At 47.3% G+C, this 18,317-nt stretch carries 10 protein-coding genes; 9 read left to right on the forward strand and 1 reads right to left on the reverse strand.

Going from position 1 to position 18,317, the window contains the following annotated elements:
* Window positions 1-36 precede the first annotated feature (36 nt).
* The 9 genes from ACDJ59_RS02475 to ACDJ59_RS02515 all read left to right on the forward strand — a co-directional run bounded on the left by ACDJ59_RS02475 (window position 37) and on the right by ACDJ59_RS02515 (window position 16,442).
* On the forward strand, window positions 37-1,536 hold the full coding sequence (locus ACDJ59_RS02475; RefSeq protein ID WP_413407503.1) for an extracellular solute-binding protein: 1,500 nt from the start codon (window positions 37-39) through the stop codon (window positions 1,534-1,536).
* 24 nt (window positions 1,537-1,560) lie between these two features.
* Window positions 1,561-2,664, forward strand: coding sequence for a glycoside hydrolase family 88/105 protein (locus ACDJ59_RS02480; protein WP_413407504.1), 1,104 nt, complete (start codon window positions 1,561-1,563; stop codon window positions 2,662-2,664).
* Window positions 2,665-2,772: 108 nt separating this feature from the next.
* On the forward strand, window positions 2,773-4,284 hold the full coding sequence (locus ACDJ59_RS02485; protein WP_413407505.1) for an extracellular solute-binding protein: 1,512 nt from the start codon (window positions 2,773-2,775) through the stop codon (window positions 4,282-4,284).
* 347 nt (window positions 4,285-4,631) lie between these two features.
* Entirely contained in the window at window positions 4,632-5,900 is a 1,269-nt protein-coding gene (locus ACDJ59_RS02490; protein ID WP_413407506.1) for an S-layer homology domain-containing protein, read from the forward strand.
* 710 nt (window positions 5,901-6,610) lie between these two features.
* Window positions 6,611-9,592: a DUF5704 domain-containing protein gene (locus tag ACDJ59_RS02495; RefSeq protein WP_413407507.1), complete on the forward strand. Its 2,982-nt coding sequence runs from the start codon at window positions 6,611-6,613 to the stop codon at window positions 9,590-9,592.
* 171 nt (window positions 9,593-9,763) lie between these two features.
* Window positions 9,764-11,812 carry a type I pullulanase gene (gene pulA, locus ACDJ59_RS02500; RefSeq protein WP_413407508.1) on the forward strand — a complete coding sequence of 683 codons (2,049 nt, stop codon included), beginning with the start codon at window positions 9,764-9,766 and terminating at the stop codon, window positions 11,810-11,812.
* A 487-nt stretch (window positions 11,813-12,299) separates the two neighbouring features.
* Window positions 12,300-15,176: a type I pullulanase gene (gene pulA / locus ACDJ59_RS02505; protein WP_413407509.1), complete on the forward strand. Its 2,877-nt coding sequence runs from the start codon at window positions 12,300-12,302 to the stop codon at window positions 15,174-15,176.
* A 280-nt stretch (window positions 15,177-15,456) separates the two neighbouring features.
* Window positions 15,457-16,086 carry a 50S ribosomal protein L25 gene (locus tag ACDJ59_RS02510; protein WP_413407510.1) on the forward strand — a complete coding sequence of 210 codons (630 nt, stop codon included), beginning with the start codon at window positions 15,457-15,459 and terminating at the stop codon, window positions 16,084-16,086.
* A 215-nt stretch (window positions 16,087-16,301) separates the two neighbouring features.
* Window positions 16,302-16,442 (forward strand): hypothetical protein, encoded by a 141-nt coding sequence (locus tag ACDJ59_RS02515; protein WP_413407511.1) that lies wholly within the window; start codon window positions 16,302-16,304, stop codon window positions 16,440-16,442.
* A gap of 99 nt (window positions 16,443-16,541) precedes the next feature.
* Here ACDJ59_RS02515 and ACDJ59_RS02520 read toward each other — a convergent pair whose 3' ends face one another.
* A complete protein-coding gene (locus ACDJ59_RS02520; protein ID WP_413407512.1) occupies window positions 16,542-18,314 on the reverse strand; it encodes a sensor histidine kinase in 1,773 nt (590 codons plus the stop codon).
* Window positions 18,315-18,317: the final 3 nt, after the last annotated feature.

The following is an 18,317-nucleotide window of genomic DNA, read 5'->3' on the forward strand; positions in this document are numbered from 1 at the left end:
ACTATGACTGCATAAAAAAAGGGAGGTTTTCATGTTATGAAAGCAACAAAAAAGAAAGCCGTAGCTGTCTTGAGCACACTGGCACTGGTGACAGGTTTGCTGGCAGGATGCGGATCAGATGAGGGCCAGGCTGCCGAGGGCGGCGTACAAAATGTGTCCATAGCCATTGCACAGGTTGGTGATGTGCCAAGCAAGGGCAATGAAGTTCAGCAAATGATTGAAGCGTCTACCAATACCAAACTGGATATCCAGTGGATTCCGGCTTCGGCCTACAATGACAAAATTAACGTGATGATCGCTTCAAGCGATATGCCAAAAATTGTGAAAGTGCAATATAACCCAACGGTGACCAGCGCGATGCGTAATGACGTGTTCTGGGAAGTGGGGCCTTTGCTGAAAGACTACAAAAATCTGTCGGCACAGAACGAACGTTTTTTTGACAACATCAAGGTAGAAGGCAAAATCTACGGGGTTCCTGTTTTCTCTGATATTGCGCGGGCTACAGTGATCTATCGCAAGGACTGGTTCGAGAAGCTGAATCTCAAGGTGCCAGCCACACCGAATGAATGGTATGAAACGATCAAGACACTGGCAACCTCCGATCCGGATGGAGATGGTCAGGATAATACGTTTGGACTGATGCTTTTCAAAAAATATAATGAGGATCAATATTCCTTCACGACACGCCTTGGCGTAAGTTTTGGTGCACCTAACAAGTGGAAGGTCGAAGATGATGGTAGCTTCACACCGGAATTCATGACACCGGAATATATGCAGGTGCTGGATCTGCTGAAACGTTTGTACGATGAGAAACTGCTGAATCAAGATTTTGCCGTATTCGACTCTACGGAAGCGGAGAAAAAGTATGATTCCGGTGTTGTCGGTATCCGTGTTGGTGTTGCTCAGAACGGAAAAAGTCAGCAAGAGCGTCTATCCAAAAACAATCCGGATGGTGTAGTAGACATCGCTGGTTTGCTTGGCGCGAACGGAGATCGTGTTGCAGGACAGACGGGTAACTCCGGGATTCTGGCATTCCCTAAATCAACGGTGAAATCGGAAGAAGAACTCAAGAACCTGCTCTCCTTCCTGGATAAACTGATGGACCCTGAGATGGCGACCCTGTTGATGCGTGGTATGGAAGACAAACATTACACCAAAGTGGGCGAAGATCAGGTGGAGATGAGTGACTTCGATGCATTCCAGCGTGAAGTGAAACCTTACCGTGACAACCTTCCTTATGTGGAAGGATATAACGTACCGAAATTGAAGGATACCGAACTTGGTGAAAAAGGTACTGCACTTGCTAAGGAACTGGCGGAGCACGCTGTGCCAAACCCTGCGCTGACGTTATATTCTCCAACGTATGGTGACCGTGGGGCAGACCTGGATCAGGTGATTGCCGATGCGCAAACCAAATACATTATGGGCAAGATCGATCAAAGTGGCTGGGAAAAGGAAATCGAGAATTGGGGCAATGCGGGTGGAAACAAGATTCGTGAGGAATATGCCGAAGATTATAAAAAACAGGCTCAATAAAGAGCCGGAAGCGGAGGCTTGATCATGAAGGAAACACTGCAACTCACATCGGTGCGCATGGCACAGCAATTCATGGAAAGTTATCGCAACCATGAGCTGTACGCCACTTGGCATTACGAGAACGGCTGCTTACTGAAAGCACTGGAGGAGCTGTATACGCACACGGGGGAGCAAAAGTATTTTGACTATATCCGTGAGCTCATGGATCATTTTGTTCAGGAAGATGGCTTCATTCGCTCCTATACGATCGAGGAATATAATCTGGATCAGATCAATCAGGGGAAATCACTGTTCCTGTTGCACGAGAAAACGGGAGAAGAGAAGTATCGCAAAGCTGCGGAGTTGCTTATGACTCAGCTTAAGGGACAGCCACATACGAGTGAAGGCGGGTTCTGGCACAAAAAGATTTACCCTTTCCAGATGTGGCTAGATGGATTGTACATGGCTACTCCGTATCTGACCCAGTATGGCGCAGTGACGGGAGAAGAGAAGTGGTTTGACAAGGCGGCTCTGCAGCTCTTGCTGGTGGAGCAACGTACACGTGATCCGCGTAGCGGTCTCTTGTACCATGCCTGGGATGAGAGCAAAGAGCAGCGCTGGAGTTCGGGTGAGACGGGATGTTCACCACATGTCTGGAGTCGGGCGATGGGCTGGTATGTGATGGCGGTTGTGGATACCTTGGATTATCTGCCGGTAGATCATCCGCAACGCGGGCAGATTGTGGGTATCTTCGAACGGGTAGCAAACGCACTTGTGCATGTACAGGATCAGCAGACTGGACTATGGCCACATTTGTTGGATCAACCGGGACGTGAGCGGAACTATCTGGAGGCTTCCGGGACCTCGATGTTTGTCTATGCATTGGCCAAAGGTGTGCGTAAAGGATATCTGAGTGGCAAGTTCAAAGCGGTTGCGGAAAAAGGGTATCAGGGTCTGGTGCAGCATCTGCTGCAAACGGACCGTGAAGGCGTGCTGTCCTTGACGCAGTGTAACGGCGGAGCCGGTCTCGGAGGAAGTCCGTATCGTGACGGGTCCTACGAGTATTATGTGACCGAGTCCATTCGGATCAATGATCCGAAATCGGTCGCTCCGTTCATTTTGGCGGGAGTGGAGATTGAACTGGCGTAATGCTGGTTCTTCTTTTTAGAACACTTATGATAGCGCATACACGGTTGGTTTGAGTAAAGTGAGGCAAGATTGCTGAACAATTTGGCTATCCAAAAGGAGAGATGGTTCATGAGTCCAAAAGGTCCAATGTCCCGTTTAGGCGGAATCGTTGTAATTGGTGCAATGTCCGCTGGATTGCTTGCAGGTTGCGGGGGAGAAAAAGCACCTGCTGCAGGGGAAGGTAAACTTCCCATTTCCATCTCTTTAATGCAGGTAGGAGATATACCGGCCAAGGAGAACGGGATTGAAAAGAAGATTGAGGAATATACAAATACGGATGTCAATGTACAGTGGATTCCGCAGTCTGCTTTTGATGATAAGGTGAATGTTATGGTTGCTTCAGGCGAGATGCCGACCATTATGCGTGTGAATTATGTACCGACAACATTTAATGCCGCCAAAACGGGACTGTTCTGGGAACTGGGGCCTTACTTGAAGGATTATAAAAACCTGACTGCCCAATCCGAGGCTTATTTTAACAATATCAAAATTGAAGGCAAGGTCTACGGTATTCCGAACTTCCGGGATATTGGACGGACTGCGATCGTATATCGCAAGGACTGGTTTGATACATTGAAGCTGGATATACCCAAAACGCTGGATGACTGGTATGAAGTGATGCGCTCTATTCGTAAGGATGACCCTGACGGAAATGGTAAAGAAGATACGTACGGTGCACTGCTCTTCAAAAAGTATAATGAGGGTGTCTCTTCCCCACTGACGCGGATTGCTGTAAGTATTGGCGGTGTTAACAAATGGGGAGTGGATGATGCTGGGAAACTGACCCCGGAGTTCTTGACTACCGAATATGTGGATACAATGAAACTCTTCAAGCGACTGTTCAGCGAGGGACTGATTAATAGTGATTTCCCTGCTCTGGACCCTTCTGATGCGGACAAAAAAATGGATTCCGGCCTAGTTGGCATGAAGCTTAACGGTGTGGCCCAGAACGGAAAGTCCTCTCAGCAGCGGCTTACACCTAACGCTCCGGATGGAGAAATTGATGTGGCTCCGTTCCAGGGAACCGACGGCATTCGAATCGCTGGGGAACCAGGGAACTACGGAATGCTGGTCATCCCGAAGGCGTCAGTAACGGATGAGGAGCAATTGAAGCAGGTTCTCACGTTCCTGGATCAGTTGATGGATGAGGAATTGAGCGCTTTGCAGCTCCGCGGATTGCTCGATGTGCACTACACCAAGACTGCGGATGGGAAAACCGAACTTAAGGATTTTGACGCTTATCAGCGTGAAGTGAAGCCATATCGGGATAATTTGTTAAGCATTGAAGGTTATAACGTGCCTGAACTGGTTGATGTTCCGATTGGTATGAAAGGTACAAAGATGGCGCGTGAGAATGAGCAGTACGCCATTGCTAATCCGGCACTCACATTGTCTTCGGCGATCTATACCGAGCGTGGTCAGGAGCTGGATCAGATGATCTGGGATGCGCAGACCAAGTACATTATGGGTAAAATCGATGATGCTGGTTGGGAGCAGGAAATCGCGAGTTGGAGGAAAGCTGGTGGTGATCAATTGATCACAGAACTCGAAGCATCCTACAAGGAATTGAACGGGAAATAAAGCTGGCTGAAATAAAAAAAAGGTTGATCAAATGGAATGATATGGTTTATTCTATGAGTGAGTTCATTTTTCCAATATCATAAGAAAGACCACACCCTTAAAGCATAAGGCTATGAATCTGCGGATTCATGGCCTTTTTTTGTGTTTTAGGCGAATGAAATGGGTCTATGGAAGGAGGGGCGCACGCCTTGAAGTGATGGGGATAGGCGAAAAATAATACCAATAGCCTAGTACAACATGGTAGAATATTGATTATTATGGCAAATTTAGGTTTTAGTTATGAAGAGCAGTAACTAGGCTGACTAAGCAAGCACCCCCATACTAAGGTACATAGGAGCGTGAGCAGATTGAAGAAGCCGATCAAAGGACACGAGAAGAAGGAAAAACGGAACGTGTGGATCGTCGGGTTATTAACGACAGCTGTATTGGCAGGAACACTATTGCCCGTTGGCCCCGTACATTTAACGTCAACAGCGAATGCCGCATCGGGAACGAGTGACAGTGCCCTTAGCAAGTTCAAGGATATCAAGGGCCACTGGGCCCAAGCAACGATTGCCAAAGCGTATGAAAAAAATCTGATCTCTGGTTACCAGGACGGAACGTTTCGTCCCAATGGCAAAATCACGCGTGGGGAATATGCGACCATACTTGCCCGTGCGACTGGACTAGAGAAGGTAGAGGGGCAGAATCCCTTTGCTGATCTCAAGGGACATTGGTCTGAAGCCGCGGTTAGCCAACTTGTCGGACAAGGATTCATTAACGCTGGCGATTATGCCAAAGGGTTCAATCCGAATGCGGAGCTGACGCGTTACGAGATGATGAAATGGATTGCAAATGGACTGATCAAGTCCGGAGCTAGCTTCCAGGATGCTTTTAACGATACCAAAAATACGCTGCTTCCCACACCGGAAGTGAACCGCGGTACCATTCGTGCTGAGCAGATTCCGTATCTTGCCCTTGTCCGTGGGACAGGCATTGTAGGTGGATTCCAGGATGGCACATTAAAACCCGCGGATTCCACCACTCGTGCAGAAGTATCGGCCATTTTACTGCGTTATATGGACGTGGAGGGCACGGATGCCGGGAAGTATAGTGACTTAAATGAGATGAGAGAGGTAGGCACGACGGGGACGAATCTAACGACAGTATCAAATTACAAATATATTAAAGGTAACTTCGGAGATATAGTTAACACAGAGTACACGTTGAAAAATAATGTGGGGGTCGTAAGGTACCATAGATTTATCATAGTGGATACCCGAGGGACTAAGCCCAAGGGACTGTACGCCACGTTATTTGTAGATCAAAATAACTTGACTAGGGCACAAAAGGGGCGCTTCTCTACCTACGCTGAGATAACGTTTACTTCAAAACTTGATAAGTCAAATCTTTTAACTATTGCTAGAGCGAATGATAATATAGCTATTCCAATTCAACGATTATTTAACGTGAGCTATTTGAAAGAAAAAGGGTTTATTACTTTACCAGACGATTCAAACGCAATGTTGAAGCAAGGGGTATCTACCAAATTTTGGTCATCACATACTCTGGATCCTGTAAAGGGAGGATATATGTTGAAGAATGATGCTGGTAAAGAAGTTCAAATCTATCAATAGAACTTTTGGTGGTGTTTAAATTTAATATTAAACGTTATCTACTAGGTGGTTTTAAAAGTTTATATAGAATCTTAGTAATTATATTTATGATGTTACCAGTCTATTACTGCACTTTTGATACTCTTAAAGCTAATGCCGTAGAAGAACAATATGGTTCCAAATCCATGAAAGGGCCAGCAGTAACAGTTGATGCAAACCCAACTCAAGGAACACCGGGAGTTTACTGGTATCAACTTGATTCAGGAGAATTTAGGGCAGAATATCAAGGCACACACAAAGATGTGGATAACGGAGGAACTGATTATGATGCATACCCTGTAAAAACAGAAATTCCTGATAATGTTGATATGAGTAGATGGCCGCCACTAAGTTGGAAGCCATATAGAGGTATAGGAATTGATAAGGAAATGGTAACTGATATTAAGTTAAAGAACGATCCTGATGGTGTAAAATATCAGCAGGTAAATAGTTATGAAGGAATAGGTAGTCCAAGAGTTACAAGTGAAAAAAATGCGGATCTTAGAACATATACTGGCAAAGGGTTTGAGTTCTTTGAAAGGGAACCTTATGGGACTAGGCCAGGCAATAAACCCAAATATAAGATGGTATACCACACCCCTGTTAGCATCTTCTGGGAAGGTAAGATTCACGAAGAGAAAGAAATCGATGTAACCCCAGATTCAACCCTTACCATAGGGAAAACACAACAGATGGAAGCAAAGGTGAAGACAAAGGGCTATGGTGCGACAGTCTTTGGTGAGGGCATCGACGTATCCCGCAGGGAAACAGAAATCAAATGGTTTTCTTCTGACGAGACAATTGCGAGCATTGAATTGAAAACAGGGATGTTAAAAGCTGAGAGTCCGGGCACGGTCACTGTGCGTGCAATCTGGAACAATGGTACATATCTCATCTCGGATACAGCCACCATAACCGTTACGTCTGAGCCAGGACTCGTTGTGAATCTGCCGAATGCTTGTAAAGCCAATACGACACCTCTACAGGCAGAAGCCGTTCTAACAAAACCGGATCGCTCTGTTCATAAACTGACAGCTCATCCCAAATTGACGTGGCAAAGCTCGAATCCGGCTGTGGCAACGATCGGTGCTGATGGCAAAATCACGACAAAAGGGATCGTGGGTAGCACTACCATCAAAGCTCATTTTCTTGATTCTGCTCAGCAACTGGATGAACAAGGGACTCAGGTGCTTGAGGTGAAGGACTGCACGGATAATGGAGAGGGTGGTAATGATGGCGATCCGGGGGGTGACCCTGCGAACGCTTGCCCTGTGACCATCAGCCCACCGAGTAGAGGCACGGTTATTGAAGCATCGGTTATGGACCCGTCTGTTCGAGGTGTGTTGAAGGCAGATGATCGTGGATCTGAGAAGTTCGATGTTACCCATGGCATTCCGACTTCGGAAGATCTTTATGCCAATGTCTTGGCTAAGGAATATCTGTTTCAGCACCGCTGGGTTAACATGTCAGGAACGGTGACTTACACCGTTAAAGTGAAAAGGGTTTATCATAAAACCTGGACGATCCCGGGAAGAGCATCTAGTGGTGAGGGGGATCCAGGGACACCTCCTCAGCCCAGAGAACGTGATGTGCCTGGGGATAAAACCATGCAAGTAACACGGACATATAGCTATTGGCAGATCGATAACCTGGAGGTATACAAGTTAAATGAGGCCAAGGTATCTAACTATGCGCTAGGCGGTTATGGTGACACCTTGACCTTGACGCCCAATGCATATACATCACCGACTTTACAATCGGCTATGGATACTGCGGTTACCAATCATGTGAAACCTGCGCCATGTCGAGAAATTGATCTTGGCATCAAAGGGGTTCCGGGTGGTTCGGATGAACCGCCTACGCCAGATGAGACATCATTGTTTCAATCCAAAGCTGAAGCGGAGGTTAGAGAGAACACCGTTAATAACGACAAGGTAACCTTTAATGGAGCGACAATTATGGATTCTGCCCCGGTGGAAAAAACAGCTCCGCAACCGGGAAGCATCCCCCAGCCTGGTATGATCGGAGACGATGTTCTGTACCAGAACCGGCTTACGATCAAGAACACGTTGATGAACAAAGCTAACCAGCCAACCACGGGTGAGATTACGTATGGACTTCTCCCTGGCAATGTTAACGGAGGGCAGGATCAGAAATTCCCCATTTTGGGCATCAACTCGGTGACAGTACATACTCCAGTTGTGAACTACGCCTGGGTGTCAGATGATCAGCCTCATAATCAGAAGACCACGCCTGATCCGACCAGAGCTGCACTTATTTTAGAACGTCCATTCATTGTGCGGATACCGACCTCAGGTCAACATTTGGATGTAGCGAGTTACCCTGGGTATGGAAACCATGATTATGCGAAATATTTCCGGATCAAACAGGTTCGTTTTCCATTCGATGTTTATAACGCTACCAGGAGTCAGTTTATTCCGGCCCTGACATGGGTGGATATTCCGGTAAATCAGTTGGACACCCCTTTTTATCTTCCTGTATGGGTAGATGAAGGAAATTACCAGATCGAGTTTCGTAATATCGCCGAAAATGCACCTGCAAACTTCACAGAACAACAGGATGCCAACACGAATCTGACTCATCATGTCGCAGCAGATACCGTTGCTGTAGAGGTTATCGGACGATTGTATGATTTTCACATCACCGATATTTCAGACTACAACTGGGAGAATGTGTTCCGCAAGCGGATAGGCAGCCCCGAACCAACGGGTGTAAGCTACTGGACCGGAGAAAACAGTATAGACGGAGATCCCCGAGGAAATTTGGCTCCCTATGTTCTGCCTATTCGTCCCGGCAGTCATCCGGTACAGGGGTTCCGAAATGCTGCAGTGAAGACGGGTTACCATTTCAAGTTTGATCTGAAAACCAAGGGCAATATGTTTGGGAAACAGGATGGTATTCGAATCACGCCAACGTTCTCTTTTGTGAGTAAAGATGGCACCACTCGGCAAGAAGTGGATTTATACTACCATCGAGGACAGGAACGACTCATTCGTATCGGATCGGCACAAGATCTAGAAAAACGCTTTGTTGTCCTGAACTCACGGTTGCGGAATGTCCCCGGTACGGAGTTAGGTGATACAGCGCGTTATCAGTATACCTATGAACTGTCGGCGGAGGAACGAAATCAAGGTACAATGGCGGAACATATGGTTCGTTTCGTGGATCAGACCTCTCATCATAAAACGTGGGTAGGTCGCTATGACTGGATGATTCTTCCTTCACAGATCCGTACACTTATTGGCCCAAAAACAGATATTCCCTCCAGTGTTAATGTGGATCGGGCGAATGCAGCGATTCAGCGCTGGTATGGGGAGTATAGCTTGCCAGCAGATGTATATGCTGTACCCAAAGGAACCGATCTCGAGTCGCTTGCCAGACAAAACCAGTTGGATGAGAAGGCAATGGTATTTCTGAGGGACGGTTACATTGTGGTTAACTTCAATATCGAAACATTGCGCAGTGGTAATATGAGTGCACCGCATCTGCAATATATTCATGCACCGTTGATGAATCAATGGCAAATGGAAGGTTTTGATAACAGCCCGGTAGATGGTCAGGGTAGAAGCTGGCTGATGCAAGATGGGGACGTGGTTTTGTACCACGCGGATCAATCCAGCCGGAATGATTTCCAATCCCAGGTACCGCATTAGAGAGATATCGTTTTACCCATAAAGAAGGCAGGCGCAATGTGAACCTACATGACGTTTGTCTTCTTTTGTGTAATTCGGATTATGGTTGGGCAGCAGAAAGGGTATAAAGGGTAAGGAGCACTCGTACCATCCATATTCATCAATTTTCTCAACGAGAGGGGAACAACACACATGATTGAAGAAGATAAGCAGGAACTATTGATTTCAGAAGATACATACAAAGGAAGAGATTTAGGTGTCACATTAGAAGCACAAACCTGTCACTTCAAAGTCTGGTCACCGTTAGCCGTTCAGATGGAACTACTTCTGTACCCACCTTTGACAGGGGGGAGCCCGGAGGAAGAGCCCAATCAACTGAAACAGCAGGCGTTACCTATGCAAAAGAAAGGACAAGGCATCTGGGTTCTGGAACTGGAGGGTGATTTAAACAGCTACCGTTACATGTACAAGCCTACCTTTGAAGATGGACATTCGACCAATGCTGTAGATCCCTACGCACGAGCAGTGACCATGAATGGAGAAATGGGTGTAATTGTGAGACTGGAACAGACACATCCGAATGGATGGAGTGAGGATATTCGCCCGGAGTTGACCAGTCCTGTAGATGCAGTCCTGTACGAACTGCATGTACGTGATTTTTCCATTCAGCCATCATCTGGTATAACGAATAAAGGCAAATACATGGCTTTCACCGAGACGGGCCTGCGTGATTCGGAGGGCAACACACTGGGGATCGATCATTTGGTTGAACTCGGAATTACCCATGTGCATCTAATGCCTGTATTTGATTTTGCGACGGTGGATGAATCCAAGGTGGATGGTGATACGTCTGATGACTCCAACTATAACTGGGGATATGATCCGCTCCATTACAATGTCCCGGAAGGTTCCTATGCATCACGTGCAGATGATCCGGAGACACGAATTCGTGAGTTCAAATCAATGGTGCTGGCCCTTCACAACAAGGGAATAGGTGTCATTATGGATGTGGTATATAATCATACGTTTGATACGGCAGGCAGCTCTTTTGAAAAACTTGTACCAGGGTACTACTATCGTCAAAACGCCGATGGGACCTATAGCAATGGTTCAGGTACAGGCAATGAGGTAGCTACTGAACGCACCATGGTTCGCAAGTTTATCATCGAATCGGTCCGTTATTGGGCAGAGGAGTACCATGTTGATGGTTTTCGATTTGATCTGATGGGCCTGATCGACACAACTACGATGAAACAGCTTGCAGCGGAATTGCACACCGAAGTGTCACCTTCCATATTGTTATATGGTGAACCATGGGGTGCACTGGATTCGCCGCTTGGAGATGATATGACCCAAAAAGGAACGCAGCGCGGAGCGGGTTTTGCTGTGTTTAACGATAATTTCCGCGGAGTGATCAAGGGAGACAGTGATGGCATGGGTACGGGATTTGCTACGGGTGCGGACGGAAAAGAAGACGAATTGTGGACTGGCATCCGGGGAGCCATTCAGGATTTTACGGATGGTCCATCCGAGACGATTAACTATGTAACCGTGCATGATAATCTCAACCTGTGGGACAAAGTCGCACGTACACAAGGACTCCACGATACCTTGAATTTCCTCACCTATGACGAGGATGGAAGTATTCGTGGATGCCAGAGTGTGGAAGAGGCAGTAGAGAAGGCTAAGCCTTACCTGCAGATTGACCCGGAACACATTCTGGAGAATGAGACCGTTAGGCGTAGTCTGCTTGCCAATGGTATCGTTCTAACCTCCCAGGGTGTGCCCCTGATCGCGGCTGGAGATGAGCTGCTTCGAAGCAAATATGGGGACGCCAACAGCCACCAGAGTGGAGACGTGGTCAATGCCATACATTGGGAGCAGAAGAAGCTGTTCAAGCCGATATTTGATTATTATCGTGGGCTGATCCGTCTTCGGCGAGAACATCCAGCCTTTCGGCTTCGTACACGGGAAGAGATCGAGAACCATGTTTGTCTAATAGAAAAGGGCAATGGGCTGCTTGCTTATGAATTGAACGGTACAGCAGCCAGCGATTCATGGGAACGCATTGTTGTTATCTATAACGCGGCAAAAGAAAACCGTGACATCTCTGTCCCCACAGGGACATGGAATGTGATTGTAGAAAAAGGACAAGCAGGCATTGATACGATACGTACCATACAAGACGGACAGGTACATGTGAATGCGATATCCCTAACGGTGATGTATTCCAATTCCTGATGGACGCAAAGCTTGCAAAGAATTGAAGGCTGCCAACAGACCATTAGTAAAATCGCTAACAAGGACACGTTCAGGTATCCAATCAATCGAATTTAATCAAATAAATTGAGATAAAACAAATCCCCCTTTCCCGTAAGAAAGGGGGATTTGTTGATGCGTCAGAAACCATTGCCTTGGTCGCAGGGCTATACATTGTCATGTCTGGAGCTTTTTTATGCTGTGCACCTGTTGGTGCACTTTAATCTCAACCCATTGACATCCTGCAATTTATTCTTGTATATTCCAAACTTTTTTTGTCAGGACAGGTACAAATGCTGTCAATCTATGGCGCTTGTTTTCATATCCTATATTTTGAAAGCGATTGCTAATTGAATACGCAAATTGAACCGATATTGATGAGTACAGACAACCCCGGGTTGACAAACAACGTCCCGCTCCGTAACATCGGGACAACACGAAATCAATGGATATAAAGGCGGTGGGAACGATGCCGGAATGGACTTCTTTTTGTTACGAAGGCAACGATCTTGGCTTAACATATACTCGTGCAGCAAGTACTTTTAAATTGTGGGCACCTACGGCACAACAGGTTTATATATTGATTTTTGACGATGAAGGGCATTACAACGATAGTGGTAAAGTACAAGAACATGAAAATGGGCAGGAACATACTCTGAAATGTGATGCGGACGGAATATGGAGTCTGAAGCTCAGCGGCGATTGGACAGGACATTATTATATGTACCGAATTATCCATGATGATCAGCGGATTGAAGTAGTTGTTGATCCTTATGCCAGAGCGGTAACGGCTAATGGACAGCGAACGGCTATTATAGATCCGGAGACCACCAATCCAGTCGATTGGGACCTGGATGTCAAACCTGCTTTTCTGCGTCCTGTTGATGCCGTGTTATATGAGTTGCATGTCCGTGATTTCTCCTCAGACCCACATGCAGATATTCCGTATAAGGGAAAATATTTGGCATTCACAGCATCCGGTCTGACGGATAGAGCAGGCAATAGTATTGGCGTAGACCATCTTGCCGAACTGGGAGTTACTCATGTACATCTTCTGCCTGTGGCGGATTATCAGACGGTGAATGAACTTGCTACGGCAGATGTGGGTTCAAATGTCAGAGCACCATACAACTGGGGGTATGATCCCCAGCATTATAACGTTCCCGAAGGTTCGTATGCGACAGATCCTCGTGATCCTGCAGTTCGAATTCGGGAGCTCAAATCACTCGTTCAATCGCTGCACAGACAAGGCATTCGCGTTGTACTTGATGTTGTCTATAATCACACATATAGCGTGGAAGAGGGACCTTTTGAACGGATTGTACCAGGCTATTATTACCGTTATCGGGAGGATGGTACCCTCAGTAATGGTTCTGGTGTAGGCAATGAATTGGCGACAGAACGTCCCATGGTGCGAAAATATATTTTGGATTCTCTCCGATATTGGGCAGAAGAATATCATGTGGACGGATTTCGATTTGACCTCATGGCCCTGATTGATACGGAAACGATGAATGAATTGACACGCGAATTGAAGGAACAGATCGATCCGGCGTTTCTGATCTATGGGGAACCCTGGATGGGTGGAGATTCACCTTTGGACCGTAAAACATTAAAAGGAACCCAGCGAGGTCAGGGGTTTGCAGTATTTAATGATCATTTTCGCAGTGCAATCAAGGGTGATAGTGATGGCAGTGGCAGAGGGTTTGTCACGGGTGCCGGAGGGCAGGAATATGAGCTTATTAGGGGATTAGCGGGAGCACTGGATGATTTCACATCTTCACCTGTGGAAGTTGTCAATTATGTAACTGCTCATGATAATCTCAATCTGTGGGATAAAATTGCGACAACAATGAACCTTAGACATGAATTAGGATTTCCCGTATGGAAGGACGGACAGCCCGTGGGTGGTGGGAGTGCTGAGTCCGCTGTAAAAGCAGCAGATCCTTATCGGTATGTGGATGCAGATGATGTTTTGAATCATGAGATGGTTCGTCGCTCGTTACTGTCCTCCGGCATTCTGCTTACTTCTCAGGGAATTCCGTTTCTGCACTCAGGGGATGAGATGCTCAGATCCAAAGCTGGTGATCATAACAGTTATCGGAGCGGGGATGCGGTGAACGCCATCACATGGGCCAACAAATCACGGTTCAGACCAGTGTTTGACTACTATCGTGGTCTTATTCATTTGCGGCGCACCCATCCCGCTTTTCGTATGATTGATGCTGAACAGGTACGAAATCACCTTCGTGTGATTCGTGCGGATGGCAATGTAGTTGCCTTTATACTTCAGAATGGTGCGAATCAGGACACCTGGAATCAGATTATGGTCATCTATAACGGAACGGAACATGAGCAGCATGTTGATCTGGGGGAAGGGGACTGGCATGTTGTAGTCAATGATCATCAGGCAGGCACAGACCTGATCGAGACTGTTCGTGGTACTGCTCAGGTAGAACGATGGTCCTTAATGGTAATGTATGACACAGAGCATGCTGGAGGCGCTGAACCATCAACAGTGGAGATTAGTTTTCCTCGCCAGGTATATAGTCCGAAGGAGACCACTCAACTGCGAGCGATCGTACGGGACAGTATTGGCAATGTGGTGGAAAAAGCTCCAGTTACCTGGACTTCTTCTGATCCGGATATTATTCAGATCCAGCCTGATGGAACAATCCATGCACTGGAACGAGGGGAAGCTTCGATTACAGTCCACTGTGGGGACATAACGGCAAGCTGTATGTTACAAGTGGATTATCGTCATGCTGAACGAATTGAAATTGTGGGCGAACCTGTCATGTACATGACTCGAATCAGTCGCTTCCGTGCCTTGGTTTTGGATCAATTTGGTCAGCCGCTTCAGGATTCGAATATACGCTGGAGCTCTTCTCATCCAGAACTTGCAGCGGTGAGTGCAGCAGGGATCGTACGTGCAATGACACCTGGAGTAACCCATATTATTGCTGAAGCTGGAGGAATCCGGGCAACGCTTGGCGTAACGATTCATAAACAGATTTCGCGAACCGTCACGCTTCGATACGAACGGGAAGACCAGCATTATGAAGGTTGGGATGTCTGGGTATGGGGCACAGGTATGGAGGACGGAGCAGTACGGCTGGAACAAGTTGGGAATGCCGCCGAAGCCCGCTTCCGCGTTGCTCCGGGTCTGCATCACCTGGGATTGATCATTCGATTGAACGAATGGGAAGCTAAAGATACGTGCGGAGACCGTTACGTGGACATTGTACCTGAAGACGGGGATGTACACATTGTTGTCCGTAGCGGATCAGACGAGATGCAGATCATTCGTGAAAGTGAAAAAACAGAGGATCGTAATAGCGCATAGTTTCTTTATTTATAACTTTGAATTTAGTTCGTCAAAACCTTGTTAAACCAGCAGTTGGAAGAGATTCCGACTGCTTTTTTGGTCTGATTATAAGCCGCATAACTTGCCGAAAAATAATTAATTGTCCTGTTTCGTGTTTGAGATCCTCTATCATTGGGGTAAATATAGATATGGCCCACGATTCGGCCAAAGGAAAAAAGACCATCATGGTCTATGAGATAAGCCTCAGCGCTTTCCAACAAATATAATGTAGTGATCCCTTGAAGGAGGATGTTCAATCATGAAATCCAACGGAAAAATGGCTCAACTTACAGCAACGCCAAGAACGGAAAAGAAAGGTGCAGCACTGCGCCTGTTAAGACAAGGCGGACGAGTTCCCGCAGTCGTTTACGGCCCGGGACTTGAAGGTGCTTCAATACATGTAGATGAAAAAGAAATGCTGAAAGTGGCACGCACAGGCCGCTCCGAAATGTTCAACCTGAATGTTGAGGGCGGTAAAACGATTCCGGTGCTGATCAAGGATCAGCAAGAGCGTAACGGACGTTTGCTGCATGTAGACTTCCTGCAAATTTCCAAGAACAAGCCGATCAGCGTAAGTGTATCGATCGACTTCCAGGGTACAGCGGCCGGCTCGAAAGCTGGCGGTGTATTCCAGACACAGGAGACACAGCTGGAAGTAGAAGGATTGCCTGCGGATCTGCCAACGTCCATTGAAGTGGATGTTAGCGGATTGGATATTGGCGATCGATTGACTGCTGCGGATATCAAACTGGATAAAGGTTTGACACTCGTAACATCACCTGAGTCCATCATCGCGTCCGTCATGCCGCCACAAGCGGCTGAGGAAGAGCCAACGGCTTCTGCTGAGGAAGCTGAACCGGCAACTGAAGAAAAAGCTACAGAAGAATAAGCGAAGCTCAGGGATCTCGCGAGATCCTATGCTTAACCCAAGCCCAGTCCTAAGGACTGGGCTTTTTTATTTCCAGCACAAGAGAGTTCGATAGTCCTGCCGGGACTGCCCCCTTGTAGAACGGCGGCTTGACGTCCATTGGAATGCAGCTCTTATATGTGGTACCCTTCGTGCTTATAGCTTCCCCCACCGATGAACAGAAACAAGACCAATTCGTGCAGAAACTAAGGTCGGTGGTGAAGAAGTGGTCCAGCGTACAGGCTTCTCTAATGTTCGGTGGGGTGGGTGGTTTGTATAAAGGGATTGGAACGTATCGAAGAGTAATGACGAAGCTAACCGTTCGCTCGCTTACGTAATTATGCGGGAGAGGCCGGGGATTATCCGGGAAGTCTCAAACTTCTGGAAGCGAAAGACATACGAAAATATCGTAACGCCCCAGCCGTCCAGCCCGCGAACTAATTGATTGGAAGCTTAATGTCAATCAGCGTTCCCCGGCCGGGCTTGCTCTTGATGCGCAGCTCGCCTCTATGACCGTAAGCAAGCTGTATTCTTCTCTGTGTATTAATAAGGCCGATGTGGTTCGCATCCGTCGAATCACTAAACAACCTCGTGCGCAGCTCGACCATCCGTTCCTCCGATATACCATTGCCGTTGTCAATGACGGCCAAGCGCAGGCAATTGCCAGAGCGCTGAATCTTGATCTTGACTGCCAGCTTCTGATCCGAACGGCTCAAGCCATGCTGTAGGCTGTTCTCGATCAGTGGCTGGAAGATCAGCTTGAGCACCTGGTACTTCTCTAGCTCCGCGTCGTACTCCCACCAAATGTCAAACCGCTCCCCATATCTTGTTTTCTGAATCGCTATGTAGCTCTTCGTGTTGGCGATCTCCACGTTAAGCGGCACGAGTCCATTTTGCCCGTCCAGGGAATACCGCAGAATATCGGACAAATGCTCCACGATGCTTGTTAGCTCATTCGGCCCTTCTGTATATCCTGCTGCCTTCCAATGTATCGTCTCCAGCGTATTGTAGAGAAAATGAGGGTTGAGCTGCGATTGTAGGGCGGCGAACTGGGCGGCTTGCGTTTTATACTGGCTCTCCGAAAGTTGAACACGCATGTAGTTGTGCTCGATAAAATTTTGCAGCAAGCTGCGGATGATTTGGCTGTAAACGCTGTTACCCTTTGTTCGGTGTAAAGGGAGCGGCTTGCCTTGCTCTGCGGCGCCCAGAATGGACATGATGATCTTGAGGTCCGAGTAATTCTTCTTCGTCAGCTGAAAGGCTAGTAGAAGCGCTACAACCAACGCCATGACCATCAGTATAGCCCCGATGCGAAGCAGGCGATTAATCGCGGTGTACAAGGATTGCTTCGGAGTGACGGAGATGAATGTCCAGTCATAGGTCTTGGAGTAAATCATGTTGATCAAGGCTTCGTTATTCGGAGCTTGCGTCGTAATAGAGGTGCTTTTACTCGAAATGACCTGTTCCAGTTCCTCGGCGCTTAGCTCGTACCGGGCGTTATTCCGGAATATAACAGAGCCCTGTTGATCGACAACGGCGAGCAGTTGCCCTTTTGCGGTAGCGAGATCGTTCAGCCTGCGTTCAATATACTCCCGTTTGATATTAAGGACAATAACGCCGCGGGTGTCATCGGACACCTTGAAATTCCGGTACATGGTAATGACATCTGAATATTCGATCTCTTCGTTCAGATTATAGCGCGGAACCTCCCGGCTTTCCGTCCAGATCCCCTCGTGATGTTCATTCTTTAGATAGCTGTCGTACCATAAGCGGTCTGGATCCTCTCCGAGCTCGATGAAGCCCCCGGTAACGGATGAAATGTAGCGCTGGTTGTCGTTATTTAGATAGATATAGATGGAATCAATATAGGGGCTAGCAATGGAGGGCGAATCGATAAAGTTTTTCAGGACGGCCAGTTGTTGGTAATCCTTTGCCGATGGCAGGGGCTTGTTCAGCATACCCTTCAGGTTCATGAACTGGGTCGTGCTGGCGATGATATGCAGGTTCAGGGAGTTCTGTTCATTGAACAGAAGTTCAATATTCTCCTTGGTCTGCTTAAGCATGTTCATGTTGTTGCTGTTGATTCCGTGAACGACGTACTGCTGGATCAGGAAGGCGGACAGAGCACCGAGAACGACGAGTGGGATCAGCATGGGCAAAAGGAAGGTCAGAAGATTCTTGGTGAAAAAGCGGACGGTAGTCGTGATCATAAG

Source organism: Paenibacillus amylolyticus (assembly GCF_047302515.1).
Lineage (GTDB): Bacteria > Bacillota > Bacilli > Paenibacillales > Paenibacillaceae > Paenibacillus > Paenibacillus amylolyticus_G.

Excerpts from the sequence above, each read along its gene's own strand:
- ACDJ59_RS02475 (WP_413407503.1), top strand. The coding sequence starts at position 37 with ATGAAAGCAACAAAAAAGAAAGCCGTAGCTGTCTTGAGCACACTGGCA.
- ACDJ59_RS02480 (WP_413407504.1), top strand. The coding sequence starts at position 1,561 with ATGAAGGAAACACTGCAACTCACATCGGTGCGCATGGCACAGCAATTC.
- ACDJ59_RS02485 (WP_413407505.1), top strand. The coding sequence starts at position 2,773 with ATGAGTCCAAAAGGTCCAATGTCCCGTTTAGGCGGAATCGTTGTAATT.
- ACDJ59_RS02495 (WP_413407507.1), top strand. The coding sequence starts at position 6,611 with ATGGAAGCAAAGGTGAAGACAAAGGGCTATGGTGCGACAGTCTTTGGT.
- pulA (WP_413407508.1), top strand. The coding sequence starts at position 9,764 with ATGATTGAAGAAGATAAGCAGGAACTATTGATTTCAGAAGATACATAC.
- pulA (WP_413407509.1), top strand. The coding sequence starts at position 12,300 with ATGCCGGAATGGACTTCTTTTTGTTACGAAGGCAACGATCTTGGCTTA.
- ACDJ59_RS02510 (WP_413407510.1), top strand. The coding sequence starts at position 15,457 with ATGAAATCCAACGGAAAAATGGCTCAACTTACAGCAACGCCAAGAACG.
- ACDJ59_RS02520 (WP_413407512.1), bottom strand. The coding sequence starts at position 18,314 with ATGATCACGACTACCGTCCGCTTTTTCACCAAGAATCTTCTGACCTTC.